Origin of the sequence: Collinsella sp. LCP19S3_C9 (assembly GCF_052121575.1) — a bacterium.
In the GTDB taxonomy this organism is placed as follows: Bacteria; Actinomycetota; Coriobacteriia; order Coriobacteriales; family Coriobacteriaceae; genus Collinsella.
In genome coordinates this window covers 144,242-170,207 of record NZ_JBQKDZ010000003.1, presented here as the reverse complement: position 1 = coordinate 170,207, position 25,966 = coordinate 144,242, and the positions used below count along the sequence as shown (strand labels likewise).

The following is a 25,966-nucleotide window of genomic DNA, read 5'->3' as shown; positions in this document are numbered from 1 at the left end:
GCAACGGTAGGCCTAGCTGGTCGGCATGCCTTTGCCTTTTCTGAAATTTTTCGTTTCCGTAGATGAAAAGAATGGGTGCCGCACTAGCAACAATCAGATTGCCCTAAACAGCCTCAGCTGCCAGGAGCCGGCCTCGCGCATGCAGTCGCGCATCAGGTGCACGGCGCATCGCTGCCAGGCCGCCCCCTGGAAGACCTCGCCTATGGCCCTGACCGGGCCCCCGTGGGCATCGGATGCGACGAGCTCGGTGCCGGTCGCGCCGCGGTCGCGCGGTGCCTGCAGGAAACCGATCCACGATTCGTAGGACTCCGTGCCCGCCACGGACACCCCCAGCACCCGCCTCCAGCCGGACTCGTCGCAGCCTATCGCCGTGGCCGCCGCGGTCGAAGCCACGCGGCCCCCGCGGCGGCACTCGACGTAGGTCGCGCCGAGCCAGATGCAGGGTATCGCGCGCGCATCGGGCGGCCCCTCCGCGAGGTCGGCTATCTCGGCGTCGAGGGTCGCGGCGATCGCGCCCACTCGGTCCCTGCCGAGGCTCTCGATGCCCATCTTCTCGGCTATCCTCTGCACCTTCCTGGTGCCGGTGCCGGTGGCGTACATCTCGGCCACCGCCGCGACGAGTGCGCGGTCGACGCGCCGGTGGCGCTCGAGGACGTCCTCGGGGAAGAAGCTGCCCGTCCTGAGCTCGGGGATTCTCAGGTTGAGCGTGCCCACGCACGTCTCGGGCGTGCGGTTGCGGTAGCCGTTCCTGCTGTTGGCCCCATCGCCGCAGAGATGGTCGGCCTCCTCGTCCATGATGGCGTTGGCCACCTGCTCGGCGAGCGGCCTGAGCAGCGACTGGATGTCGACCATTCCGTCGGTCGACCTCGGGATGGCGGCCTTCTCCGGCACTGCGCCCGCTTATGTCTCCATAGCGGTCCCTGTCCTTCCCCAGAACCTGTATTATGTAGAATTCCAGATTCTAGGACAGGGGCCGCTTGCGTTTGGCGGTCAGCCGTCGGCGCGCTTACACCAACATTTCCGACACGATTGTCGTCGCGCAGCGACTCCCCGTCGGCTGATACGGTGTTCGCAGACACGGCCCGTGCCCCCTTCGTCGGTGATTTGTTGTTTAGTCGCTGGAAATCATATGACGAAGCGCGGGCCGTGTTCCGCTATGAGGTTGTCAATTTGCGAAAGAAATTATGCGTCACCGATAAGCAACCGGATACCCATTCTGCTCGAGTGGTTGCAACGGGAGTACGAATTAAGCGACAGATGAAAGGGTATCGATGGCGTCGATACCCTTTCATCTTTGTATAATCAGTTATCCCGGCTATATATTAGTAATCAATTTTATATATATAGTAACCGGGATAACTTTTAATAAGATTGAATGAAACGCCATAACTATTGCTGTTAAAGCCCTCAAGGTTATCGTTCGAAAGAATATACCTTACTTCAAGAGTTTTAAGGTCCTTTATGGGCACGGTTGCAGATACGACATCATTAGAAGACAAAATGATTTCAGAGCTATTTGTATCGGTTATTGTAAATCTTAGATGAGCAAACCTGTTGTATGCGTCTGAATATTTACCGGTGGGATCGAGTACTTTCCACATATCAAAGTTCGGATAATAGTGTAATGAGCTAATAGTTGGTGCTCCTGCGAGTGTAGGAATGTTTTCAGCCCATCCTGTCTGCGAAATCCATTTACCTGGGTCTGTGTCCTGAATGGTTTTAATGTCTTTAATTAAAGTATTGTCTTCAACAACATTAATTCCTATTTGAAGTGGATTTGCAGCAATTCCGCCAAACATGCCAATCGCGAGACATGAAATTACAATCCATACAGTATTTTTCGTAATCAAGAAATAGATGTAACCAAATATAAAGACAGCAGAAACAATGATCTTGAACAGAGAGAAGTAGTCAGGTTCAACATATTTAGAAATCAGCATCATGATTAACGTGTATATGGCTGCAATGCAAAGACCCTTTTTATAGCCAAATTCAAGATAATTAACTGATTTGAATAGGATAAGAACGTCACCAAATGCAATTACAACCGCAAGCCTTTCGGGTGTCGTAAAGCTCATTAGGGTAATTTTTGCAACGATTGCTGGAAGTCCGAAAAGGAAATAAACCAAATAAAACAATTCAATAAAATACAGAGCTAATAGTTGCCTGTCTTTTACTTTTTTTATGAAAATCGCATAGGTCGCGACAAGATATCCAAGCGGAAATAAATCAAAAAAGGAAGAGTAAACATCTACTCTTTGATCAGAATATCCATTATTGAAAAATGGAGTAAAAAGCTGTGTTACAGAGCGGAACAAGAGAGATGGGTGGCCGCCGCCATAGCTTTTGCGTGCACCGGGATAAACGGTTCCCGTGATTAGCGATATCGCTGGGCTAGAAGTTTTATAAATATTTATAAAAATGAAAACAAGTAACAATAACCAAGGCATTGTTAGCAGTAGTTTCCTTGGGCTCAAATTATTTAGAACCTCAGTGTTATTTAAAATAAAACCTAATCCCATCGCTAAGAACAATAAGGAATACGGAACGATCCATGCTGGATACAGAGTCAAAATAAGTCCACCGAGACATTGGAAAAATGCGAAGGAAAAGATTGAAGAAATCCAGAGTGAATTAGTCTTAAGAAAGTGAACAGCTGTAACAAACAAAGCTTCGGAATAAACAATTATTTCAACAGATCCCCACCAACACACGGCTGAACCAAGAGATACTAAGATGCCCAGTGCTACTGATTTGCCCCTCTGTTCATCTAGAAAGATGAGGCCGACTTCAACGGTCATAAGAAAGAGGGCTATAATGCGCCCATTCCAATAAAAGGCGAGGCCTTTTTCCAGGCCAAATAATAGATATCCCCAATACAGAGGTCTGTACAGTAGCGAAGCGTCTAAAACAGGTACTCCAGTGACAAGCATATCAGTCGAAGTTCCGCGGAATACCGATCCTATATACGGCATATAACCGTTGGTGTCATTAAACTGTGCGAACGTTTCTGCAAGAGAGGTGGCAAATTCGTCAGTCCTAAACCAGCGAGGGGTGCCTGCTATGACGTTAGACAAATCGCCATAAGGCAAAGTTACGCCCCACATGGAAATAGAAGAGCCACTAACACCCAAAAAAGTAAGAACAGATAATGCCAGAAATGCAAATAGATATCGATGCGCAAACATAAAGTTAAAAAAGGAATGTTTGTGCCGAATAATTAGAAAGAAGCAAATGGTTAACAGTAACGTGCTGGACAACAAAATGATCGCATTGTCGAACAAGACAACCGATGTGTTATAGATTAAGGACTCTCCGTTCAAAAACTGCAGGTATAAGGCGCGGTACAAAACGCAAAAAACTATTATTAGGGCACTTAGCACAATTGATTGGATGGTCATTCCCAATTTAGGGGATTGCATGATGTTGTGCTGGCGTATCTCGATAATCTCATCGGTGCCTATATTCTCGCTCTCCAAGACAGCCCTTTCCTACATTGGGGTTTATAAAGTTCGCAAAGAATCCCTGACAAAGTGGACCATAGCGTTGCTTAGTTAAATTATATTCATCAGCTATATATCAACAATAGTCCATAATCACTCAGGGGAGTGGCATTTATGTATTTACGTTTTGAGATGAGCGCTTATTCGTCTTACCTATCTGAACTTTTAAAGAGTACAGATAGGTTTCAGCGCTCGATTGTCGTAGCGTAGCTAGATTGAAAAATCCATCTCTTCGGGATTGGTTGTGCTCCTTGGTTTTAAATTGCGTGTGCCCTTAAGCCCATTGGTATTATATATACATTATTGAACGATTATTTAGGAGCGATTGCTTTGCCGCGATTTTCTATCTGCGTCTCCTCTTTTAACGACGCTGACTTTTTGACGCCATGTATAACGAGTGTCATTTCCCAGTCCTTTTCGGACTTTGAATTGATAGTTGTTGATGACGGTAGCACTGATGAAACGTCTTCCATTCTCGATAAATATGTTGAGAAGGACTGCCGTATCAAAACTATCATCAAGAAGCAAAACGAGGGGGTTCATTTAGGGCGAAAGGATGCGATTAACCTATCTACTGGCGATTTTGTTATTTTCTTGGATGCTGACGATGAGTTAAAAGAGGATGCTCTTCGCTCACTGGACTCGTATATTTGCGAATTCCCAGAGTGCGACTATTTGCATTTTGGAATGGATGTAATTAACAAGGGTGATTTTGACGAGACTACTGTTTTAAACTTTAATAAGCAAGCCAATTTCGATCCTGTCTGTAACTCTTCTGACGATTTGCTTTCCAGCTCTTTTATTACTTTTGAATCGGATTGGCGTGTTATTCAGAGATGCTTTAGCTCCAGGTTGGCTAAGCGTGCCTTCGCCTCTATGACTTCTGAAAAAATGGGTAGAGGCCAAGACGCGTATGAATGTCTCGTTCTTTCTTCGATGGCGGAGAATCCAAAGTTTTGCAATTCGCTTAAGTGTTATAGGTACTATCTAGGGCGTGGAATTACAAATTCAAGTTCTCTTAGCACCGAATCGTGGTTAAAAGAGGCCACGGCATATCGTGATTGCTGGGAATTAGCGTGCGAATTTGCTATGAATAAAGCTCCTATTGTTGGCAGAGCGGCCGCTTCTCTTAAGCTTAAGTTGTTGGAATCCCTGTATAACGACTGGTTTGTTCGGGTTGGCTTCGAAGAGAAACTGATTGCTGCTCGTCGAGCAGCGTCGTTCTGTGGCGGTATTGAGACGGCTACTCAGTTATTCAGAATCATTCGAGATGAGGCATATCGCCTGTGGGATTCTGGCTCTTCTACAATTACCTTGGAGGAGCTTGCTGAATGGTATCGTGAGGCCATGGGTTTCGTGGCTGAATCTGGCTTTACGTCTCGGGATTTAATCGAATACGCATCTGCGGCAAAAAATCATCTATGTAACTTGACCGATAGGGCTAAATTGACCAGTCTTAAGAAAGAAGATGTGCGCATTTTTGTCTCTACTCATAAGAGGGTGGACACGTTTAGTGGAAGGGTTTTTCAGCCAGTTGAAGTTGGCTGCGCCTTGCGTTCATCGCATTTCGGCTGGGCGTTTCACGATGATGATGGCGTTAATATTTCTTCCCTAAATGCAATGTACTGCGAGCTTACGACTCAGTATTGGGCTTGGAAAAATACTGACAGCGATTATGTTGGCTTCTGCCACTATCGCAGATACTTTGACTTCTCTCCTTCGCGACATGAGGAGAACCAATTTGGTGAGGTCCTGGATCGGTATATCGATTCCTCGTCCCAAATGGAATATTGCCTTGATGATGATAGCGTCCGTGATTATGTTAAGCAATATGATGTGATTACGACCGAGCGTAAGGATATTCGTCCTTACTGCGGGTCTTCTGCAACCATTCGCAAGCAATACGATCTTGCCGACAAATTGTTTGTCGAGGATCTCGACAAAGTCGTTTCCATTCTCGTTAAACAGCATCCTGAGTATCTTCAGGATGCTCAGGCTTTCCTCAAAGGGCACACCGCGCGCTTCTGCAACATGTTCATCATGAAGCGGGCCATTTTTAACGCATATTGCGAGTGGTTATTCCCGATTCTCGAAGAGTTTGTTAATACGACAGACATGTCGAAATACAGCAAGGAAGGCCTGCGCACGCCAGGTCACCTTGCTGAAAGGCTCTTGAATATTTATTTGCTTCATCATGAGCGTGTTGGTGAGGGTTGGAAAACTGCCGAGCTGCAGTGTGTTCACTTTACTGAGCCAGATTATCATGGCGAACTCGGTCTTCCGCGTCTTTCTGGCGATCCCCGCCCTATAATCCCTGTTGTTTTTGCCTCGGACAATAATTATGTCCCCATGCTTACGACCACAATTTATTCAATGCTTGCAAATGCTTCTACGGACTATCGCTACGATATCGTCGTACTGCATCGTGATATCAATGGGGAAAACCAAGCCCGTATGAAGAGTTTCTTTAGGGCTTTCCCTCATGCCGACCTGAGGTTCTGCAGCGTCTCTGCCATTATTGATCAATATGAGCTGACAACGAATAACCCGCATATTAGTGTCGAGACTTATTACCGCTTCCTTATTCAGAAGCTATTGCCTTATTACAATAAGGTGCTCTATCTTGATTCTGACCTTATTGTTAAGGGTGACATTTCGGAGCTGTACGAAACCGAACTCGGTACTAACCTGCTTGGCGCAACAAGGGATATTGATTTCCTGGGCAACCTGAACATGAAAAACGGTGATCGACTAAAGTATGCCAAGGAAGTACTTGGAATGAATGATCCCTATGACTACTTCCAGGCGGGCGTTCTACTTCTTAATACGTATGAGATGCGAAATCTCTACACTATTGAAGAGTGGCTTGAATTCGCTTCTGATGATCGTTTTATTTATAACGATCAGGATGTTCTTAACGCGCATTGTGAAGGACGTGTGACCTGGCTAGATTATGACTGGAATGTCATGATTGATTGCGGCAACCGTATTGCAAATGTTTTCAGCTTTGCACCTCATGAGGTATTTGACGCATTTAATGATTCGCGTGGTCATGAGCGGATTGTTCATTATGCTGGGTTTGAAAAACCGTGGAAGTTTGCTTATTGTGATCGAAGCCAGTTGTATTGGAAATATGCTCGCGAGACACCGTTCTACGAGAAGCTTCTTGCATTGCTTATGGGATCTGGCGCCTCGGTCGACACGCCACTGTTGATGCATGAAAAGGCAATCTCTGAAACTAGTCCACTTCGTAAAATCGTCGATCCACTGTGTCCTGTTGGTTCTGCGCGCCGTGAAGTTCTGAAATCCATTGGCAGGGCTGTTCAGGGAAAGAAATAGTCGAGCCTGTTTCGAGGCATGGGGCGTTCGCTCCATGCCTTTCTTTAGACAAAGTATGGGTTAATACCCCTCTTTTACGGGCCCGTTCATTCTGCGAGCTACGGGAGGATATACTTCTCTCTCGACAGGATGTTGTTATTAAGGAGTCGTTTGTGACGAATAACATTGATAGCCGTGTTGAACCGATGAGTATTCAATCACACGCGGCGAATGATATTCAAAAGGATTTTTACATCCTAAAACAGCTAGTTACCAAGGACTTTAAGCTGAAATATCGCCGTAGCGTTCTCGGTGTCGCTTGGTCTGTTCTAAATCCCTTATTAATGATGATTGTAATGGCGGTCGTCTTTTCGACTATTTTTGCCCAAGGCCGCAATGGCTCCATTACGCCAGAGATGTATCCTCTTTACTTAATTGTCGGTAATGTTACTTTTGCCGTTATGTCCGATTCTACATCACAGGCGATGACGTCAATACTAGCGGCAGCGTCATTGTTAAAGAAGGTCAAAGTCCATCGCTGGGTATTTCCCGTTCAAAAGGCTTTGTTTGCCTTGGTAAATTTTGCTTTTTCGCTTGTTGCTGTTGCCTTAGTCATGTTGTGGTTCCGTGTAGTGCCCACATGGCATCTTGTTTGGCTTCCGGTGTGTCTGATTCTTTTAATGCTGTTTTGCATGGGTATTGGTCTGGCTCTTTCTGCCCTTGCAGTTTTCTTTAGAGATGTGATCCATCTTTGGAGCGTTGTGATTACCGCCTGGACGTACTTTACTCCTATTTTTTGGACTACAGATTTTATTGCCGGAATGCCACATATCCTCAGGGTTCTAATGTATGCGAACCCCATGTATAACTATTTGACTTTCATGCGTGATATCTTTCTGTTTCAGTGCAATCCTTCCACACAGGTATTGGTTTTTTGCGTCCTATGGGCAGTCCTTTCACTGGTTATAGGGTATGCAGTATTTCATAAGAGCGAGCATAAGTTCATTCTTTATATCTAGGGGAATAGTATGTCTGGAGTTATTCAAGCGGGTGCTATGCCCTCGGTTGACTATGAGAAGAAGCCTCTTTCGGTTGAAGTCAAAGATGTCTCCATGGTCTTTAATATGGCTTCTGAGTCGCTGGGTAGCTTTAAAGAGTATTTTATAAAGCTTGCGAAACACGAACTCTTTTTTGAGGAGTTTAGGGCACTTAAACACATCTCATTCGAAGTTCATCAGGGCGAGGTCGTTGGTCTGGTCGGAACGAACGGATCTGGCAAATCCACTATGCTTAAGATCATTGCTGGCGTTCTTGAGCCGAGCGAGGGCGAGGTCAGGGTTCATGGCAACATCGCTCCGCTTATCGAGCTCGGTGCCGGTTTTGACCCGGAGCTGACGGCTCGCGAGAATATCTACCTTAACGGCTCGCTTCTCGGATATACCAAGGAATTTATCGATGCAAACTTTGACGGGATCATCGATTTTGCTGAGCTTAATGATTTTGTCGATATGCCGCTAAAGAATTTTTCTTCGGGTATGGTGGCGCGTATTGCCTTTGCAATTGCTACGATTACCGAGCCTGATATTTTGATTGTTGATGAAACGCTATCGGTTGGTGATGTGTTCTTCCAGGAAAAGTGCGAAAGGCGAATTCAACATTTTATTGAATCCGGTGATGTTACTGTCCTGTTCGTTTCGCACTCAATGGATCAGGTTGAGCGTATTTGCCAGCGCGCTGTGTGGATCGAGAAAGGCGATCTTCGCATGGACGGTCCCGTTGATGCGGTTTGCAAAGCATACCGCGATCAATTCAATTAGGGTATAATCACTCCTTATCCGCTCCATTAGCTCAGTTGGATAGAGCAGGGGACTTCTAATCCCAAGGTCGACGGTTCGAATCCGCCATGGAGCACCTTGAATAATTAAAGGGGCCGCACTGAATGGCGCGACCCCTTATTTAGTCTCTGTTCCATAAATCTCTTGTGTACACTTTTTGCTGCACGCTATCAAGGATAGGGTCGTAGCGATTGGCAATAATGACATCGCTTAGACTTCTGAATAGCTCTATGTCATTAACAACGGTGCAGCCAAGTAGGTTTGTTTCACTACTGGTGGGCTCATAAATTATGACTTTGATGCTCTTTGCCTTGAGCAGTTCAATGACATCGAGAGTCGAGCTTTGCCTAAAGTTGTCAGACCCGCTTTTCATTGTAAGGCGGAATGCTCCAACGATCTTTGGTTGCATTGCTAGCACTTGATCGGCAATGAATTGTTTACGTGTATTGTTGGAATCGACGATAGCGCGAATTAGATTTTGAGGAACATCTTGAAAATTTGCAAGGAGTTGCTTGGAATCCTTTGGCAGGCAGTAGCCGCCATAGCCGAAGCTGGGGTTGTTGTAATGGGTTCCAATGCGCGGATCAAGGCAAACGCCCTTAATGATTTCGCACGCATTTAGGCCCTTGCTTTTGGCATAGGTGTCGAGCTCGTTGAAGTATGAAACCCTGAGCGCTAGATACGTGTTGGCGAATAGCTTGATAGCTTCTGCCTCGGTTGATCCAGTTATTAGAATTTCTGTCCCGGCGTCCTCGGAGCCCTCGTCCAAAAGGTTGACGAAGGTCTGGGCCGCTTCGCGGTCGGCCTCCTCGTTGATTCCGGCAACGATTCGGCTGGGATGTAAATTGTCTTCAAGTGCGTGGCCTTCGCGCAAAAACTCGGGGGAGAAGATGATCTGGAGCTCGGAATATTTGGCACTGATTTCCTTGGTGTAGCCAACAGGGATGGTGGACTTAATTACTACGGCGGCGTGCGGGTTGATTTTTTTGACCAGATCCAGGACGCTCTCGATGCTCGAGGTGTCGAAGTAGTGCGTGGCATCGTCATAGTTGGTTGGCGTAGCTATGACGATGTAATCAGCTATTTCATATGCTTTCTTTACATCGGTGGTAGCACGTAGCGAAGTCGGGCGATCTGCCAGATATGCCTCGATGAATGCATCCTTGATGGGGGAGATGCCGTTGTTGATGTCCGCTACCCTGTTTTCATTAATGTCGATAGCAATGACATCGTTATGTTTGGAAAGCAGGCATGCGAGTGAAAGGCCTACGTAGCCTAGACCTGCGACGGTAATATTCATGGGTGCCTCCCGGCAAAATTAACGCTCTTAGACTGGTAAAGGCTGCCATACATAAGGCATCGCGGCGTCGAGGTTGAAGCTACTTGTACCGGATGTCGATGGCGACCCCTTCGGTCTTAAAGAGGCTGATTCTCATTATATTTAATATAGCGGATATTCATTCGGCTGGTCGTGCCATTAATTATCCGCGCTCTCCTCATACACTCTCAGCTCCCACTGCTTACGTTCCACTTTCGCCACGGAATCCAAGATGAAGCCTGTGGCGAGTGACAATCCGCATAGGAACATAAATGCGGCTGCGAGAATCGCGGTAGGGAAGCGAGGCACCAAACCGGTGGCAAAGTATTCTGTGATGAGGGGGACTCCTAGGATAAGACCGATCGCCGCAAAGATGAGCGCAACAAGTGAGAAGAACTTAAGCGGGCGGTAGTCCTTAAAGAGGGTGCCAATCATGGCAATCACTCGGATGCCATCGCTTACGGTATTGAGCTTGGACTCCGAACCGGCTGGACGGTCACGATACTCGATGGGAACATCTTTAATGCGCCAACGATGGTCGACAGCGTGGATGGATAGCTCCGTCTCAATCTGAAACCCTTCAGAAAGAACGGGGAACGTCTTGACGAAAGGTTTGCTCATGGCGCGATAGCCGGTCATGACATCATCGAAGCTGTATCCGTAGATCCACTTAATCATGCTGCGTACCAGGTTGTTGCCGAAACCGTGGAAGGCGCGCTTGTTCTCTTCGGCGTATGTGCCGTTGGAGAGTCGATCGCCTACGGTCATATCTGCTTCGTCGGCGAGGATGGGGTCGCACAGTGCGCGCGCTGACTCAGCCGGATAGGTGTCGTCTCCATCGACCATGAGATAACAATCAGCCTCGATATCACGGAACATTTGACGGCAAACGTTGCCCTTGCCCTGACGGGGCTCGAACTTAACGGTCGCCCCATGCTCGTGTGCAATTTGGGCGGTGCCGTCGCTAGAGTTGTTGTCATATACATAGACAGTTGCTTCGGGCAGCTCGCGGTGATAATCGTCTACTACCTTTGCAATGGTTACCGCTTCGTTGTAGCAGGGGATGATAACGGCGATTTTCTTTGAGTTCACGTTGATCTCCAGAGTTTGGTTGTTGCCGTTAGAAGTATAGTCGTTGCATTTTTGTATTGGTTTTCAAGGGCTGAAAACCAGAGGGGACACATGTGTCTGCCGTGGTATTGTTTAAACATGGGCTGTAAGACATGGGGATGACTTGCAGCCCGTTTTCTCACATGGAAATAGCGCGTTTTGATCGCTCCATAAATAAGCTAGCCCGGCACAGCAATGATGAACTGTGCCGGGCTTCCTGCTTGTGTGTTTACGACCGCCTTGTTTACGCCTCCGTGGGCTCCACGCCAAGCTCGTTGCGCACGAGCTCGAAGGCGGCGGCGATGGCCTTGTCCATGTCGTAGTACTTGTAGCCGCCCAGGCGACCGGCGAAGATCACGTCGCCCTCCTGCGCCGCCAGCTCCTCGTACTGCTTGTAGAGGGCCTCGTTCTTGGCGTCGTTGATGGGGTAGTAGGGCTCGTCGCCGGGCTTCCAGTCGGCAGGGTACTCGCGCGTGATGACGGTCTTGTCCTGCGTGCCGAACTCGAAGTGCTTGTGCTCGATGATGCGGGTGTAGGGGATCTCGCGCTCGGTGTAGTTGACCACGGCCACGCCCTGGTGGTCCTGCTCGTCGAGCGTCTCGGTCTCAAAGCGCAGGCTGCGGTACTCGAGCGTGCCCAGCTTAAAGTCGTAGAACGCGTCGATGGGGCCGCAGTAGATCGTCTTGGCGGCGATATCGGGCTCGGCGGCGATCAGCTCTTTGTACTCCACGCCGCAGCGGACCTCGATTCCCTCGAGCATGTTGGCGACCATCTTGGTATAGCCGCCCATGGGGATGCCCTGGTAGCGGTCGTTGAAGTAGTTGTTGTCGTAGGTAAAGCGGCAGGGGAGGCGTTTGATGATGCTCGCGGGCAGGTCGCGGCAATCACGGCCCCACTGCTTCTCGGTGTAACCCTTCACGAGCGTCTCGAAGATGTCGCGGCCTACGAGCGATAGCGCCTGCTCCTCGAGGTTCTGCGGCTCGCCGATGTTCTCGGCGGCCACCTGCTCGGCGATCTTGGCCTTGGCATCGGCCGGCGTGACGACGCCCGGCCACATCTTGGCGAAGGTGTTCATGTTGAAGGGCATGTTGTATATGTTGCCGTGGAAGTTGGCGACCGGCGAGTTGACGTAATTGTTGAACTCGGCGAAGCGGTTGACGTAGTCCCAGACGTCCTTCATGGAGGTGTGGAAGATATGCGCGCCGTAGCGGTGGACCTGGATGCCCTCGACGTCCTCGGTGTAGATGTTGCCGGCGATGTGGTCGCGGCGGTCGATGACCAGGACCGACTTGCCGGCACGCTTGGCGGCATTGGCAAAGACCGCGCCCGAAAGGCCGGCACCGACGACGAGGTAATCGTACTGGGACATGGATATGCTCCTTTGTATGTCAATTGAACAGTTGCTCTAGTTTTGGGACAAACAAACCTGATTAATTTGTCCCATGGATTAGTGTAGCAGATGCTCTTTCAGCAGCTCCAACGCATGGGCGTAGCCTGGTTTCCAAATGACGTTAGGACTCGCTATTCTGCCCTTAGGCACTCGGGTAAGACGCTCCCGACTGCATTCATCGCCTGCGGCTTCAGGTATTGCTCATTGAGCTTCGCCTTTTTGTAGGCATAGCGAGTGTCTGCCGAGTATTTGACCAGCACATCGGTGAAGAACCGCTCCCAGCTTAGGTAGTCGCGGCTTTCGATATAGCTCGAAGGATCCTTGAGGATTATTGGAATGTCGTTGTTGGGGATGAGACCGGATTGCAGAAGCGTCCACTCAAATGATTCCGGGAGGAACAGGCGAACGTTCTTGTAAACGCGCTGTCCGAGCACCTTTTCGATGTAGGGACCAAACGCTGCGCCGTCTCCAATGGCAAGAACGTTTTGCTCGGGGCATTCGTGAATCGTTCGTTTTAGGTTTGCTACGCCGGTAGCGGTGTAGCAGGGGATTCCCAGTCGGTTGCAAAGGGCGCTGTAGAATTGATAACCAGACTTGCTATCCTCGACAATTACGGCATCGGGATTGTCGAAACCTACGTTAAGGTCCTGATACAGCATGTTTCCCGCGTGAGTATAAAGCGGTTTGGTCACCGAGTAAAAACGCTTGTCGCTCTTGCGGCCATTGATCGTTTTGCTTGTGGTGTTGACCAGTTTTAGGATCTCGTCGACGCTGTAGGGGAGCTCGTTGGCGTCGCGACGAGATATCAGAACAAAATAGTTGGACGAGCCGTTGACGGCTTTGGCGAAGTCCTTTGAGTAGATAAACTCGTTACCCTCATCTAGAAAGACGATTGAATCTTCGATGATCGACAGCTCGCGCTCCCAGCGTCTGCCAGAAAGCGTTTCGCAAGGTACGTCGCAGCTGAGTGCAACGCCGCTTTCCGGTCCTCGGTCGTTGTAGTCGCGAATCATCGAGATGAGCGTCGTTTTGCCCGTGCCGCTGTTGCCGCGTATGAAGGAAATATTTCGTTTAAACGTGAGCGTGTATTTGACCTTTGCACGCTCTACGACAACGGTGTGCGTTCCCCTCATTACTCATCAACATCCAAAAAGTCATTCGTGGCACCGACAAACTCCTGCATGTTCCTGACGATGCGGCCATCGTTTTCAATGCGGATTTCAAAGTTCTTCCAGGGGAATTTCATGATGTGGTAAAGGGTCACCAGCACATCCTGTTCTTTGCCGATCTTGAGTAGCCAGCGGGCACAGTTGTCTCCGCAGGTGGATGCGTTAAACACCATATTTGGGAGATTGCGCACCAGCAGCAGCGTCTTAACGCCGCCGGACAGTTCGAGTGGAGTGATTGAGCCCAGCTGCTTGCTTACGATGTTGTGGGGACCGATGAGCTCTGATCCGTCCACGCGTTTAATAATCTGTGCGGCCATGGGGTCTTCGAACCATGAGTCCAAGTATGAGTTCCTAAAATAGGTTTCGGTATCGTAGATGGAACCGGGGTAATCCCCCAGGTGAATGCTCAGCATGTGGGTCTCCAGACGTAGTGTGACTGCAACGATTATATGCCAGTAATAAAATGCCGGCAGCAGCGAGGTCGCTACTGCCGGCGCTGGCTTTATTAGCGCGTAGTCGTGTTGATGGATTTGCTCGCGACGCTACTCTTCGAGATGCTCCCTCAGCAGCTCCAGCGCGTGAGCATAGCCCTGCAGACCCTCGCCGGTGATGGTGGCGAAGCAAGCCAGGCGCGCATAGCTCACCTGGCGGAAGTCTTCGCGGGTCTCGACGGCGCTAATGTGGACCTCAACGGCGGGGATGGCGACGGCTTTGAGGGCGTCGAGAATCGCCACGCTCGTGTGCGTGTAAGCAGCCGGGTTGATGACGATGCCGTCGACCTTGCCGTAGGCCTCTTGGATCTTGTCGACGATGCTGCCCTCGTGGTTGGACTGGAAGACCTCGACCTCGTCAAAGCCCTGCGCGGCGCCTGCCTCCTGGCAGATCTGGACCAGGCGGTCGTAGTTGTCGCTGCCGTAGATGCCCGGCTCGCGAATGCCGAGCATGTTGAGGTTGGGGCCGTTAATGACGAGTGCTTTCATGGTTGCTTCCTTTGTGGTCTGGTTGGTGGCGGGGCTTGCTGTCTGCGACGTTTGCCCAGATAAAACCTGCCAAAATAAACCTGTCCCTTTTTGGCAGGTTTTAGAGGGTGTCGAGGAGGGCGCGTGCGGTGTTGGTGGCGCAGTCGCGTGAGTCGATGATGTAGTCGGCCCAGGCGCGGTAACGCGGCATGCGCTGCTCGGCCAGCTTGTCGATGCCGTCGCGCGCAGTGATGGGGCGGCCCTTGTGGGCCAGTTCGTCGAGCTTGCGGTTGAGCATCACAATCTGGCTGTTCTGATGCAGCAGCGGGTAGTTCTCGTCGCGCGTGACCACGCCGCCGCCGGTGGAGAGCACCAGGCCGCTGCGCTTGGAGATGTCGGCCAGCGCCGCCGTCTCCTGCTCGCGGAAGGCTGCCTCGCCGCGCTCGACGATAAAGTCGGCGCAGGACATGCCCAAACGCTCCTCGAGGGCGCGATCGAGGTCGATGTGCTCGCGGCCCGTGAGCTGGGCGATCTGCTCGCCTACGCGGGTCTTGCCCGAACCCGGCATGCCGATGAGCGCGATGTTCTGCTCGCGGCGAGACAAGCGCTCCGTTACGTCCAGGATGCGCTCGCGCGGTGTAATCTGACCGGTGTAGCGCTCAACAGCCTGTGCCGCTTGGGCCACGAGCATGAGCAGGCCGCCGATGCAGGGGATGCCGCGGCGCTCGGCCTCGAGCATGAGTCCCGTGCGGGCGGGATTGTAGACAATGTCGATGACGCCTTCGAGTGCGTCAAGTCCTTCGAGCGTGCAAGGCGCGTCGGGGCAGTGGGGAAACATGCCAGCAGGCGTGCAGTTGACGAGCAGCGTCGCGTCGGACTGCTGTGCGATGTTGTCGTAGTTGACTTCACTCGTGCGGCCGACAGGTACAACGACGGCGCCCAGGTCACCGAGCACCATGCTGGCCGTGGTGCCGGCACCACCGGTGGCGCCGAGCACGAGGGCCTTCTTTCCGGCAACCTCAACGCCCAGCTCCTCGACCAGGCATTGGAAGCCAAAGTAGTCGGTGTTGTCGCCGCGCAGGCGGCCGTCGGGTAGGCGCGTGATGGTGTTGACGTTACCCATGCGCTTGGCCAGGGGACTCAGCTCGTCCAGGTATTCCATGACGGCGCGCTTGTAAGGGATGGTCACGTTGGTACCTTCCCATTCGTCGCCCGTCATAAAGGCCTCAAGCTCCTCGGGCTCGCGTTCAAAACGCACGTACTCCAGGCCCGCGAGCTCTTTGTAGATGGTCGGGGTGTAGCTGTGGCCCAGCACGCGGCCCAGAACGCCGTAGGGGCGGGTTGCGGCGGTATCGGTCATCTAAAGCACCTCCGTGTAGCTGCCAAAGTAGGTAAAGCTCTCGCACACGTCATCGATGGAATCGAGCAGGTCGTCGAGGGCCTTGCTGCCAAAGGGGCAGTCCAGGTCAAAGTAGAACATAAACTCAAAGTCGTGCCCGGGGATGGGGCGGCTCTCAAGCTTGATGAGGTTGATGTTGAGCGCGTAGAAGCGCTCGAGCACGCGGTAGAGGGCACCCGGTTCGTTGGCCGTGGTGATCATGAGCGAAGTGCGGTTGGCGCCGGGATAGACGCGCGGCTCACGGCTGATGACGACAAAGCGCGTGTAGTTGTTGTCCGAGTCCTGGATGTTGGGCTCCAGCACCTCCAGACCGTAGAGCGCGGCACAGCTGCGCGAGGCGATGGCGGCGACATCGGTGCGCTCGGAGTTGGCGACCATCTCGGCCGACATGGCGGTGTTGGGGTACTTGGTGGCATGCAGGCCGTGGGCCTCGATAAAGCCGGCGCACTGGGCGATGGCCTGGCCATGGCTGTAGACCTCGCGCACGTCGGCGAGCTTGGTGCCGGGTTTGACGAGCAGGTTGTGATCGATCTTGAGGCGCAGCGAACGCACGATATGGAAGTCGAACTGTGCGAGAAGATCGTAGACGGCGTTGACCGAGCCGGCGGTTGAGTTTTCGATGGGCAGCACGCCAAACTCGCAGAAGCCGTCGCGTACGGCGCGCATAACGCCCTCAAAGGTCTCAAAGAACGCGATATCGGGTACGTCGAAGAGCTTGCATGCGGCGATTTGGCTGTAGGCGCCTTCCACGCCCTGGCAGGCAACGCTGGCCGTCTGGGGAAAGGGCGTATCGAAGGCTGCTGCCGTGGCATGGGCCTTTTGCGACACGGTGATGCCCTTGAGCTCGTTGATGTAGCGCTGCTGCTCGGCCTTGCTCATGCTCATGAGAAGGCGGAACAGGGTGATGGTTTGAGCTTCGTAGCGCTCGGGTGCTCGGCTGGCGAGGTTGTTGAGTTTGGAGCGCTCGCGGGCGGGGTCAAAGACGGCCTTGCCCATCTCGATTTTTGACTTGGCGACCTCGGTGGCAATATCCATGCGCTCGACAAAGCTGTTGAGCAAGGCGGTGTCGATGCCATCGATGGCCTGGCGAATATCGGCAAGGTCCATGGAGACCCCTTTCGTGAATCGTTGCCTGGGGTAGCTAATTTGGGACGGGGCTTTTTTAGCTACCCTTTGACTGGTGGCGAATCGATGGGTGCCGGGGCAAATACTCACTGGCATATGGGGGTAGCTAAAAAAGCCCCGTCCCAAATTAACTACCCTCGGGGTGGGTGGGCTAAAGCTGGGCGGCGTCCTCGAGGAGGGCGTCCCAGATGGCGAGCGCCGCGGCTGCTTCGGCTACGGGGACGGCGCGCGGGACGATGCAGGGGTCGTGGCGGCCGTGGACCGAGAGCTCCGCATTTTCCATGGCGTCCATGTCCACGGTCTGCTGCTCGCGACCGATGGAGGGCGTCGGCTTTACGGCCATCCGCCACATGACGGGTGCGCCGGTGGAGATGCCGCCCAGGATGCCGCCGGCGTTGTTGGACTCGACCGCAATCTCGCCGGTCTCGGCATCAACGCGATACGGATCGTTGTTCTCGCTGCCGCGCATGGCGGCCACGGCAAAGCCCATGCCAAACTCCACGCCCTTTACGGCGGGAATGCCAAAGGCGATGTGCGCGATACGGTTCTCGATGCCGTCGAACATGGGGTCGCCGATGCCCGCGGGAAGGCCGTAGATGCCGCACTCCACGATGCCACCGATGCTATCAAGCTCGTCGCGTGCGGCGAGAATCTCCTCGCGCATGCGACCGGCAGCAGCAGCGTCAATGCAGGGCAGGTCGTTCGTAAGGATCGCCTTGCGGTCGGCCTCGCGATAGACCATGTCGTCCATGGGCAGGTCGGAGATGCCGCCGATCTGCGCGACGTGCGCCATCACCTTGATGCCGCGGGCCTCGAGCGCCTGCAGCGCAATGCCGCCGGCGATGCACAAGGGGGCCGTTAAGCGGCCGGAGAAATGCCCGCCGCCGGCGACGTCGTGCATGTTGTGGTACTTCACGCGCGCCGGAAAATCTGCGTGCCCGGGACGTGGCTTACGGCGCAGCTCGGAGTAGTCCTTGGAGCGCGTGTTGGTGTTCTCAATGATCGCGGCTATAGGCGCGCCGGTGGTGTGCCCATCGACCACACCGGCAATGATGTGCGCGGCGTCGGCCTCGCGGCGCTTGGTCGCGGTCTCGTCGCGACCGGGGGCGCGACGATCCAAAAACGCCTGTAGCTGCTCCTGGTCAACGGCAATACCAGCCGGGATGCCGTCGAGCGAGCAGCCGATGGCGGGGGAGTGCGACTGGCCGAAGATGCTTAAGTGCAAAACGTTGCCAAAGGTCGAGGACATGCTATTCCTCCTCGAGCGTGACCTTGCCGCCCAGCAGGCGGTAGTGGTCAAAGAAATCGGGATAGGACTTATTGACGGCCTCGGCGCCGTGGATCACAACTTCGCCGGTAGCACGGCTCGCGGCGATAGCGGCCATCATGGCGATACGATGGTCGTTGTGCGAATCGACCTCGCCGCCGGTAAAAGCATCGACACCCTTGATGATGAGGTCGTCGCCGGCAATGCGCACCTGTGCGCCCAGCGCGGTGAGCTCGCGGGTGGTAGTGGCAAGACGGTCGGATTCCTTGATACGCAGGCGGGCACAATCGCGGATGAACGTGCGGCCTTGTGCCAGCGATGCCACGGCCGAGATAACGGGCACCAGGTCGGGAATGTCGTGGGCGCTCATCTCAAAGCCGGCGAGCTTGTCGGACTGCACGGTGGCGGCGTTGGTGGAGCGCACGATGCGGGCACCAAAGCGCGAAAGCGCGGCGAGCACGTTGCGGTCGCCCTGCGCGGAGCTCAGTGATACGCCTTCCACAGTGATGGGGTCGGAGCCGATGGCGCCGGCACACAGCCAAAAGGCGGCGTTGGACCAGTCGCCCTCGACAGCCACGCTGCCGGGCGTGCGGTACGAGCCGCTGCTCACGCGGAAGTTTGTGACCTCGGGCTTGCCATTCTTGGCGGGGATGCGCTCGACGTTGACCTCGACGCCAAACGCCTTCATGGCCTGGATGGTCAGGTTGATATAGGGGCGGCTCTCGATAAGGCCGGTCACCTGCACGCAGGAGGGCTGGGCCAGCAGCGGGGCCGCCAGCAGCAAGCCGGAAATGTACTGCGAGCTCACGTTGCCCGGCAGGATAAATGTGCCCGGGCGCATGCGGCCGCTCGTCTTGAGCGGAAAGCCGCCCAGGCCCTGCAGGTCGCAGCCGGCGGCAATGATTTCGTCGGAGAGCGGGGAGAGGGGACGTGCGCCCAGGCGGCCCTGGCCCACAAACGTGGCCTCTGCCCCCAGCGCGCAGGCCACGGGCAGCATAAAGCGGAGGGTGGAGCCGCTCTCGCCGCAGTCGAGCGTGCCGCCGGCAAGTGCCTTGAGCAGGCCGAACTCAACACTCTTCATAGTGGGATGGACTTGGAAGCCATCCTCGACGGTCTCGATGCGGGCGCCGAGCGCCGTGAGGCAGCGCACCGTGGCCTCGATATCGGCGCAGGTGGTGTTGCAGGTCACATGCGTCTCTCCGTTGGCAAGGGCGGCGCAGATGATCAGGCGGTGCGCCATCGACTTGGATGCGATAGCGGGGACGGTGCCCTTGAGTGGGGACGGAGTGATGCGGGCTAGCATGCGGAGACGTCTCCCTTCTGGCCGAGGCCCTCGGCAATTAAATCATGGAAGGTGGAAAGCGGCGTGCGGTCGATGCTGCAGCGGCCAATGTCGTGCGGAATTACCAGGTCGATGGTGTCACCGGCTCGTTTTTTGTCGTGCAGCGCCTCGGCAAAGACGGCGTCGGCGGAAAGCTCGCAGTGGGTCTTAAGGCCGTGGCGGGCGCAGAGCTCCTCAATACGTGCGGGCAGCGCGGCATCGCAAATGCCATGAAGCGCTGCGGCGCGCGTGATGATGCCCATGCCGATCGACACGCAGTTGCCATGTCCCAGCTCAAAGTGCTCGCAGGCCTCGACAGCGTGTCCGGCGCTGTGTCCAAAGTTGAGGAGCTTGCGCTGGTTGGTCTCGCGCTCATCTGCGACAACCACGGCGCGCTTGATGTCGATATTGCGGGCGATGATGAGCGCCACGCGGGCCACGTCCCGGTTGAGGAGCTCCAGCGTGAGCGGGGTTTTCTCAAGCTCGGCGAAGAGCTCCGGGTCGGCGATCACGGCGTGTTTGACGACCTCTCCGCAGCCGTCGGCGAACTGCTCGGGCGTGAGGGTGGCGAGACACCCCACGTCGGCAATAACAACACTCGGCTGCCAAAAGGCGCCGGCCAGGTTTTTGCCGGCAGCTAGGTCGATGGCCGTCTTGCCGCCCACCGACGAATCAACCATGGCGAGCAGGCTCGTGGGGATCTGCACAAATTTACAGCCGCGCATGTAGGTGGCGGCCACAAAGCCAGCCACGTCGCCTACAACGCCGCCGCCGAGTGCCACGATCACGTCGGAGCGGGAAAGCTCGTGCTCGGCCACAAACTCCAAGATGGCAATGTAGGTCTCGGCGCGCTTGTGGGCCTCGCCGGCCTCGAAGGTGCAGACACTCACCGTATAGCCCGCAGCCTCTAGGCTCTGCTTAACGGGCATCTGGTAGAGCGGACCCACGTTGGTGTCTGTCACAATGACGGCGCGCGATCCGCCGGCGGTGGCGCGAACGAGCGGGCCCGCCTGCTCCAGCAAAAATGTGCCGACGTGCACCTGGTAGGGGCGTGCGGTGTCGATATCGATGGTAATCGCCATAAGCTTTGGTCCTTTCGACCTGGCGTGATAGGTGGTCTAGTGGGCGGCCTCGTCGTCGAGCGCGCGCTTAATGCGGTCGCCCTCGGCAAGGAGATTCTCAAGATAACGCTGGTCGCGGTCCTTGAGCGCACGGCTGTAGGCGCCAAGCGACTCGATCAGATGATCGATCTCGAAGGCGAGCGCATCGGCGTCGTCGATCATGAGCTCGGACCACATCTGGGGGTTGAGGTGCGCCACGCGGGTAAGGTCGCGGTAGCTACCGGCCGAAAAACCGTGGTGAACCTGGGCAGTCGGGCTTTTGACGTAGGCGTTTGAGACGACGTGCGCGAGCTGGCTCGTAAAGGCGATCACGCGGTCGTGCTCGGCGGCGGTGGTCACGCTGAACTTGCCAAACCCTAAGGGGCGCACCATCTCGCGCACCTGGCCTAAAAGCTCCAGCTTGAGCGCATCGTCCACCGCGGGCGGCACGAGCACGAGTGGCGCGCCCTGGAACAGGTCGGCACGGGAGTGAGCGTAGCCCGAGTACTGGGTGCCCGCCATGGGGTGCGCGCCCACAAAGTAAAACCCGTACTCGCGGGCGAGTTCGAAGGCACGCTCGCACACGATGCCCTTCACGCCCACGGTGTCAATCACCACGGGCCCCATGATGGCCTCGGTATCGGTGGCGTCGGCGAGTGCTTGGGCGTGCGTCTCGAGCCACTCGATGCAGGCCTCGGGGTAACAGGCCAGCACGATGATGTCGCACTCGCCGAGCGTCTCGTCGTTGAGCTCGCCGGCGACGGTGCCCATGCTGGCGGCCGTCATGACGTCATCGTCGGGGTCCCAGGCCAGCACGCGGACGCCCGCCTGCGCATAGCCGCGGGCAAAGCTGCCGCCGATCAGACCCAGGCCCACAATGCCGGCGCATTTGGGGCCGCCCTGGTTAACGCGCGCGTTTCTCACCGTACCCATGGGCTACTCCATGGTCTCTTGGCAGACGACCTCGCGGATGGCGCGGATGCGGCGCATGGTGTCGTCGAACTGGTCGGGGGTGAGGGCCTGGGCGCCGTCGGACCACGCGCGGCTGGGCTCGTCGTGGACCTCGATCTCCAGACCGTTGGCGCCGCAGGCGGTCGCGGCGAGCGCCATGGGTTCAACGTAGCGGGTGTAGCCGGTCGCATGGCTGGGGTCGGCCACGACGGGCAGGTGCGACAGGTGGTGCAGCACCGGCACGGCGTTGAGGTCGAAGGTGTTACGGGTGCGGGTCTCGAAGGTGCGAATGCCGCGCTCGCACAGGATGACGTTGTCGTTGCCCTCGCTCATGATGTACTCGGCAGCCATGAGCAGCTCGTCGATCGTGCCGGACATGCCGCGCTTGAGCAGAATCGGGGTCTGGGTCTTGCCGACCTCCTTGAGCAGGGGGAAGTTCTGGGCGTTGCGGGCGCCGATCTGCATGACGTCAATCTTCTTATCCAAGAAGACCTGCACGTCGCGCGGGTCCATGATCTCGGTGACGATCGGCATGTCGAGCTCGGCCGAGGCCTCGCATAGCAGGTCCAGGCCGGCGGGGCCCATGCCCTGGTAGGCGTAAGGGGAGGTGCGGGGCTTGTAGGCACCGCCTCGCAGCATGGTGGCGCCGGCGGCCTTTACGCGACGGGCGATGCGAATGAGGTTTTCGCCCTCGACGGAGCAGGGTCCGGCGATGACCTGGAACTGGTCGCCGCCGATCTTGATGCCGTGGCCGCAGTCGATGACGGAGTCCTCGGGGTGGAACTTGCGGTTGGCACGCTTGAACGGCTCGGAGACGCGCTGCACACGCTCGACGACGTCCATGGACTCGAGCAGGAACGGGTCGATCTTGGTCGTATCGCCCACCAGGCCGATGATGGTCTCGTTCTCGCCGCGCGATACGTCGGTTTTGAGACCCTTCTTCTCAATCCAGCTGACGATGTGGCCGATGGCCTCATCGCTTGCGCTCTGCTTTAAAATTGCAATCATGGTGTGCCTCTCACCTCGATGGATAACCCTTGCAAAAACGGCCCGCAGTGCGAGCCGTATCATATGGTGCATGAGAGTTTATACTAATTATTTCACTTTTGCGTCCTAAAGTGAGCCGTTGCGCTTCGTCTCCCACGTAATTGCAAAGCTTTTTCTGTTATGTTGTTAGCTCATGGCGCACTTGGGTATAATGCCAACCGTTGGCCCTATTAGCTCAGGGGATTAGAGCGTCTGCCTCCGGAGCAGAAGGCCGTTGGTTCGAATCCAACATGGGGCACCATCGAACGTAAGACCGTCCGAACCTCGCATGGTCCGGGCGGTTTTTCTTATACCGACGCGACGTGATAGGACGTGGTATGGCAACGACGGATATCGAGCGCGGACTTTCGACCGCCGAGGTCGAGGAGCGCATTGCCGCCGGCAAGATCAACCGCAACATGGAGCTCAAGACCAAATCGGTTCGTGAGCTTATCATCGAAAATCTCTGCACGCTGTTCAATCTGATCAACGTGGTTTTAGCGATTTTGGTCATTATGACCGGATCGTTTAAGAACCTGACGTTCCTGTTCGTGGTGTTCCTCAATACCGCCATTGGCGTTATCCAGTCCATGCGCTCCAAGAAGATGGTCGATAAGCTCACACTGCTGACCTCTAAGAAGGCCATCGCGGTGCGCGATGGTGCCGAGGTGGAGCTCGACTTGGACCAGATCGTGCTCGACGACATCATTCGTCTGGGGCGCGGGGACCAGATACCTGCCGACGCCGTGGTGGTATCGGGCGAGGCGCTCGTTAACGAAAGTCTGCTGACGGGTGAGAGCGACCTTATTAAGAAGCAACCTGGTTCCGAGCTCATGAGCGGCAGCTTTATCGACTCGGGCCTGTTGCGTGCCCGTGTGGTCCATGTTGGTGCGGATAACTATGTGGCCAAGATCAACAACGAGGCCAAGTACGTCAAAAAGGTCAATTCCGAGATCATGAACGCGCTCAACGCCATCGTGCGTTTTGCAAGCGTCATCATGATTCCGCTTGGTCTGGCTCTGTTCGCCTCGAGTGTGAGTGGGTTGTGGGACGCCGCCGGTACCCCGGGCGATAGCGCGCTTTCGTGGTGCTTTTCCGAGCTGCTGGCCGGTCGCGTGCCTTCGTCGGCGCTGCTGTCCACGGTGGGCGCTCTTTTGGGCATGATTCCGCAGGGCCTGGTGCTGCTGACCTCATCGGTGCTTGCCATCGCGACGGTGCGCCTGGCGCGCCGCAAGGTACTCGCGCAGCAGCTCTACTGCATCGAGACGCTCGCGCGCGTCGACGTGCTGTGTCTGGACAAGACGGGCACCATCACGTCGGGTCGCATGGAGGTCGAGGGCACTTATCCGTTGCCCGTTGAGGGTGTGGGCTTGGCCCCGGACGACGCACCTGTCCCCGTCGATACTACCGTGCTCGATTTTGCGCTTGCCAATGTCGCGCGCGCGACCTCGGCTGATGCCAATGAGACCTGCCAGGCGCTGCTCAACTACTACGCCGACCGCCCGGTCGAGGTGTCCGAGCCGCTGTCGGTCATTCCGTTTTCGTCCTCCAAAAAGTGGAGCGGCGCCTCGTTTGCGCAGGGCTCCTATGTGATGGGCGCGGCGCAATTTGTGCTTTCGGAGCGTATCTTTGCGCAGGTCGAAAATCGTGTGGCCGAGCTTGCCGATACCTGCCGCGTGCTCGTGGTGGCCCGTGTGGACGGCTTTACGCCCGATGGCGATATGGTGGGCGAGGCCGAGCCCGTGGGCTTTGTGACCATTCGCGATGAGATTCGCACTTCGGCCGCCGAGACCATCGGCTACTTTAACGAGCAGGGTGTGACCCTTAACGTGATCAGTGGCGACGACCCGCGCACGGTGTCGTCGATCGCACGCGTGGTGGGCGTGCCGGGGGCGGACGCTTATGTGGACGCCACGACGCTCGATACGCCGTCCAAGATTGATGCGGCGGTGGACCGCTATCACGTCTTTGGCCGCGTGACCCCGCAGCAGAAGCGCGAGCTCGTGCAGGCGCTCAAGCGTCGTGGCCATACCGTTGCCATGACGGGCGACGGCGTCAACGATGTGCTGGCACTCAAAGAGGCGGACTGCTCCGTGGCCATGGCCGCCGGTTCCGACGCCGCACGCAACGTGGCCGAGATCGTGCTGGTCGATAACGACTTTGCCTCGATGCCCGCCGTGGTGGCCGAGGGCCGTCGCTCCATCAACAACCTGCAGCGTTCGGCCTCGCTGTTCCTGACCAAGACGCTGTTCTCGATGGGCCTGGCGGCGCTGTGCATCGCGCTGCCGCCGTATCCCTTTGAGCCTATCCAGATGACGCTCATTAACTTCTTCTGCATCGGCGCGCCGGGCTTTGTGCTGGGCCTTGAGCCCAACAATGCCCGCGTGAAGGGGTCGTTCTTGACCAACGTGCTCAAGCGTGCGCTGCCGGCGTCGGTTGCAGTCATTTTGGCCGCGGCGCTCGACATCTTTGTGGCGCGCGTGTTTGGCTTTAGCCAGCTCACGCTGTCGACGATGTGCCTTCTCACGTCGTGCGCGGCAAGCGTGAGCCTGATCTGGCGTATCTCGCAGCCGCTCACACCCTTGCGCGTGATGCTCTTTGTATTTGTCGTCGTCGGCATCTTGGTGGGCGTTATCGGATTCCCCGAGCTGCTGTCTATCGCCAACTTGTCGATGGGCGAGGCAATTATCCTTCTGGTGATTGTGGTCTTTACTTGCGGCGTGTTCTTTAAACTCGCCACGATGATGGATTCGCTTAAGCCGCGTCGCCGCCATGCCGCCACTGGCTTTGGCCGCGGCGTGCGCGTTCGCTTGGGCCGCGGTGGCGGCAAGGTGAGCTCGACGGGCTCGACGGCCGAGCGTTTTGCCAAGCGCGTCGCCGCCGACATGGCGCAGCGCCGCGAGGAGCGTACGACACGTGAGGCCGAAGCCCGCGCGCTCGAGGGCGTGGAAAAGACCCAGCCCAAGAAAAAGAAGGGCGCGGGCGTCAAGCGCTCGCGTGTGACCAAGTCCGCCCAGGGCATTAAGGTCTCGATGCCGAGCAAAAAGAAGAAGTAACCGCACCTCACAGGGTAGCTAATTTGGGACGGGGCTTTTTTAGCTACCCGGCTGATGGCGCGATCTATTTGGCCGATTGGCGGCCAGGGCAGCTAAAAAAGCCCCGTCCCAAATTAGCT

The 25,966-nt window shown here is 55.3% G+C and carries 19 protein-coding genes and 2 tRNA genes; 6 read left to right on the top strand and 15 right to left on the bottom strand.

What is annotated here, in order from left to right; all coding sequences use genetic code 11:
• Window positions 1-93: 93 nt before the first annotated feature.
• Both ACTQXI_RS02730 and ACTQXI_RS02725 read right to left on the bottom strand, forming a co-directional pair.
• Window positions 94-852, bottom strand: coding sequence for an IS256 family transposase (locus ACTQXI_RS02730; protein WP_441548281.1), 759 nt, complete (start codon window positions 850-852; stop codon window positions 94-96).
• Window positions 853-1,322: 470 nt separating this feature from the next.
• Window positions 1,323-3,479 carry a DUF7657 domain-containing protein gene (locus ACTQXI_RS02725; RefSeq protein WP_441548280.1) on the bottom strand — a complete coding sequence of 719 codons (2,157 nt, stop codon included), beginning with the start codon at window positions 3,477-3,479 and terminating at the stop codon, window positions 1,323-1,325.
• A 327-nt stretch (window positions 3,480-3,806) separates the two neighbouring features.
• Between ACTQXI_RS02725 and ACTQXI_RS02720 the strand changes: the two genes are divergently transcribed.
• From ACTQXI_RS02720 to ACTQXI_RS02705, 4 genes are all read left to right on the top strand, one after another.
• Entirely contained in the window at window positions 3,807-6,842 is a 3,036-nt protein-coding gene (locus ACTQXI_RS02720; protein WP_441548279.1) for a DUF4422 domain-containing protein, read from the top strand.
• 185 nt (window positions 6,843-7,027) lie between these two features.
• Window positions 7,028-7,840: an ABC transporter permease gene (locus tag ACTQXI_RS02715; RefSeq protein ID WP_441548285.1), complete on the top strand. Its 813-nt coding sequence runs from the start codon at window positions 7,028-7,030 to the stop codon at window positions 7,838-7,840.
• A 9-nt stretch (window positions 7,841-7,849) separates the two neighbouring features.
• A complete protein-coding gene (locus ACTQXI_RS02710) occupies window positions 7,850-8,638 on the top strand; it encodes an ABC transporter ATP-binding protein (protein ID WP_441548278.1) in 789 nt (262 codons plus the stop codon).
• Between the two features lie 20 nt (window positions 8,639-8,658).
• A tRNA-Arg gene (locus ACTQXI_RS02705) sits at window positions 8,659-8,732 on the top strand.
• 45 nt (window positions 8,733-8,777) lie between these two features.
• Here ACTQXI_RS02705 and ACTQXI_RS02700 read toward each other — a convergent pair.
• The 13 genes from ACTQXI_RS02700 to aroF all read right to left on the bottom strand — a co-directional run bounded on the left by ACTQXI_RS02700 (window position 8,778) and on the right by aroF (window position 22,773).
• On the bottom strand, window positions 8,778-9,956 hold the full coding sequence (locus tag ACTQXI_RS02700) for a nucleotide sugar dehydrogenase (protein WP_441548277.1): 1,179 nt from the start codon (window positions 9,954-9,956) through the stop codon (window positions 8,778-8,780).
• A 177-nt stretch (window positions 9,957-10,133) separates the two neighbouring features.
• Window positions 10,134-11,066 (bottom strand): glycosyltransferase family 2 protein, encoded by a 933-nt coding sequence (locus ACTQXI_RS02695; RefSeq protein WP_441548276.1) that lies wholly within the window; start codon window positions 11,064-11,066, stop codon window positions 10,134-10,136.
• 262 nt (window positions 11,067-11,328) lie between these two features.
• Complete coding sequence (gene glf, locus ACTQXI_RS02690; protein ID WP_441548275.1) at window positions 11,329-12,453, bottom strand: UDP-galactopyranose mutase; 1,125 nt, start codon at window positions 12,451-12,453, stop codon at window positions 11,329-11,331.
• Between the two features lie 152 nt (window positions 12,454-12,605).
• A complete protein-coding gene (locus tag ACTQXI_RS02685) occupies window positions 12,606-13,607 on the bottom strand; it encodes a hypothetical protein (protein ID WP_441548274.1) in 1,002 nt (333 codons plus the stop codon).
• Entirely contained in the window at window positions 13,607-14,056 is a 450-nt protein-coding gene (locus ACTQXI_RS02680; RefSeq protein ID WP_427748113.1) for a DUF4869 domain-containing protein, read from the bottom strand. The genes ACTQXI_RS02685 and ACTQXI_RS02680 overlap by 1 nt, the downstream gene beginning before the upstream one ends.
• 129 nt (window positions 14,057-14,185) lie before the next feature.
• Window positions 14,186-14,623 (bottom strand): type II 3-dehydroquinate dehydratase, encoded by a 438-nt coding sequence (gene aroQ / locus ACTQXI_RS02675; protein WP_441548273.1) that lies wholly within the window; start codon window positions 14,621-14,623, stop codon window positions 14,186-14,188.
• A gap of 100 nt (window positions 14,624-14,723) precedes the next feature.
• Window positions 14,724-15,962: a shikimate kinase gene (locus ACTQXI_RS02670; RefSeq protein WP_441548272.1), complete on the bottom strand. Its 1,239-nt coding sequence runs from the start codon at window positions 15,960-15,962 to the stop codon at window positions 14,724-14,726.
• Complete coding sequence (gene pheA / locus ACTQXI_RS02665; RefSeq protein WP_441548271.1) at window positions 15,963-17,108, bottom strand: prephenate dehydratase; 1,146 nt, start codon at window positions 17,106-17,108, stop codon at window positions 15,963-15,965.
• A 169-nt stretch (window positions 17,109-17,277) separates the two neighbouring features.
• Entirely contained in the window at window positions 17,278-18,375 is a 1,098-nt protein-coding gene (gene aroC / locus ACTQXI_RS02660) for a chorismate synthase (RefSeq protein ID WP_441548270.1), read from the bottom strand.
• 1 nt (window position 18,376) lies between these two features.
• Window positions 18,377-19,696, bottom strand: a complete 1,320-nt coding sequence (gene aroA, locus ACTQXI_RS02655) for a 3-phosphoshikimate 1-carboxyvinyltransferase (RefSeq protein ID WP_441067804.1) — start codon at window positions 19,694-19,696, stop codon at window positions 18,377-18,379.
• Entirely contained in the window at window positions 19,690-20,796 is a 1,107-nt protein-coding gene (aroB, locus tag ACTQXI_RS02650) for a 3-dehydroquinate synthase (protein WP_441548269.1), read from the bottom strand. Before aroB ends, aroA begins: the two co-directional genes overlap by 7 nt.
• Before the next feature lie 36 nt (window positions 20,797-20,832).
• Window positions 20,833-21,747, bottom strand: coding sequence for a prephenate dehydrogenase (locus ACTQXI_RS02645; protein ID WP_441548268.1), 915 nt, complete (start codon window positions 21,745-21,747; stop codon window positions 20,833-20,835).
• Between the two features lie 3 nt (window positions 21,748-21,750).
• Window positions 21,751-22,773 (bottom strand): 3-deoxy-7-phosphoheptulonate synthase, encoded by a 1,023-nt coding sequence (aroF, locus tag ACTQXI_RS02640; protein WP_427794404.1) that lies wholly within the window; start codon window positions 22,771-22,773, stop codon window positions 21,751-21,753.
• Window positions 22,774-22,976: 203 nt separating this feature from the next.
• On the opposite strand from aroF, the gene ACTQXI_RS02635 reads away from it, so the two are divergent.
• Both ACTQXI_RS02635 and ACTQXI_RS02630 read left to right on the top strand, forming a co-directional pair.
• Window positions 22,977-23,053 (top strand) — tRNA-Arg (locus ACTQXI_RS02635).
• A gap of 76 nt (window positions 23,054-23,129) precedes the next feature.
• Window positions 23,130-25,847 carry an HAD-IC family P-type ATPase gene (locus tag ACTQXI_RS02630; RefSeq protein WP_441548267.1) on the top strand — a complete coding sequence of 906 codons (2,718 nt, stop codon included), beginning with the start codon at window positions 23,130-23,132 and terminating at the stop codon, window positions 25,845-25,847.
• Window positions 25,848-25,966 lie beyond the last annotated feature (119 nt).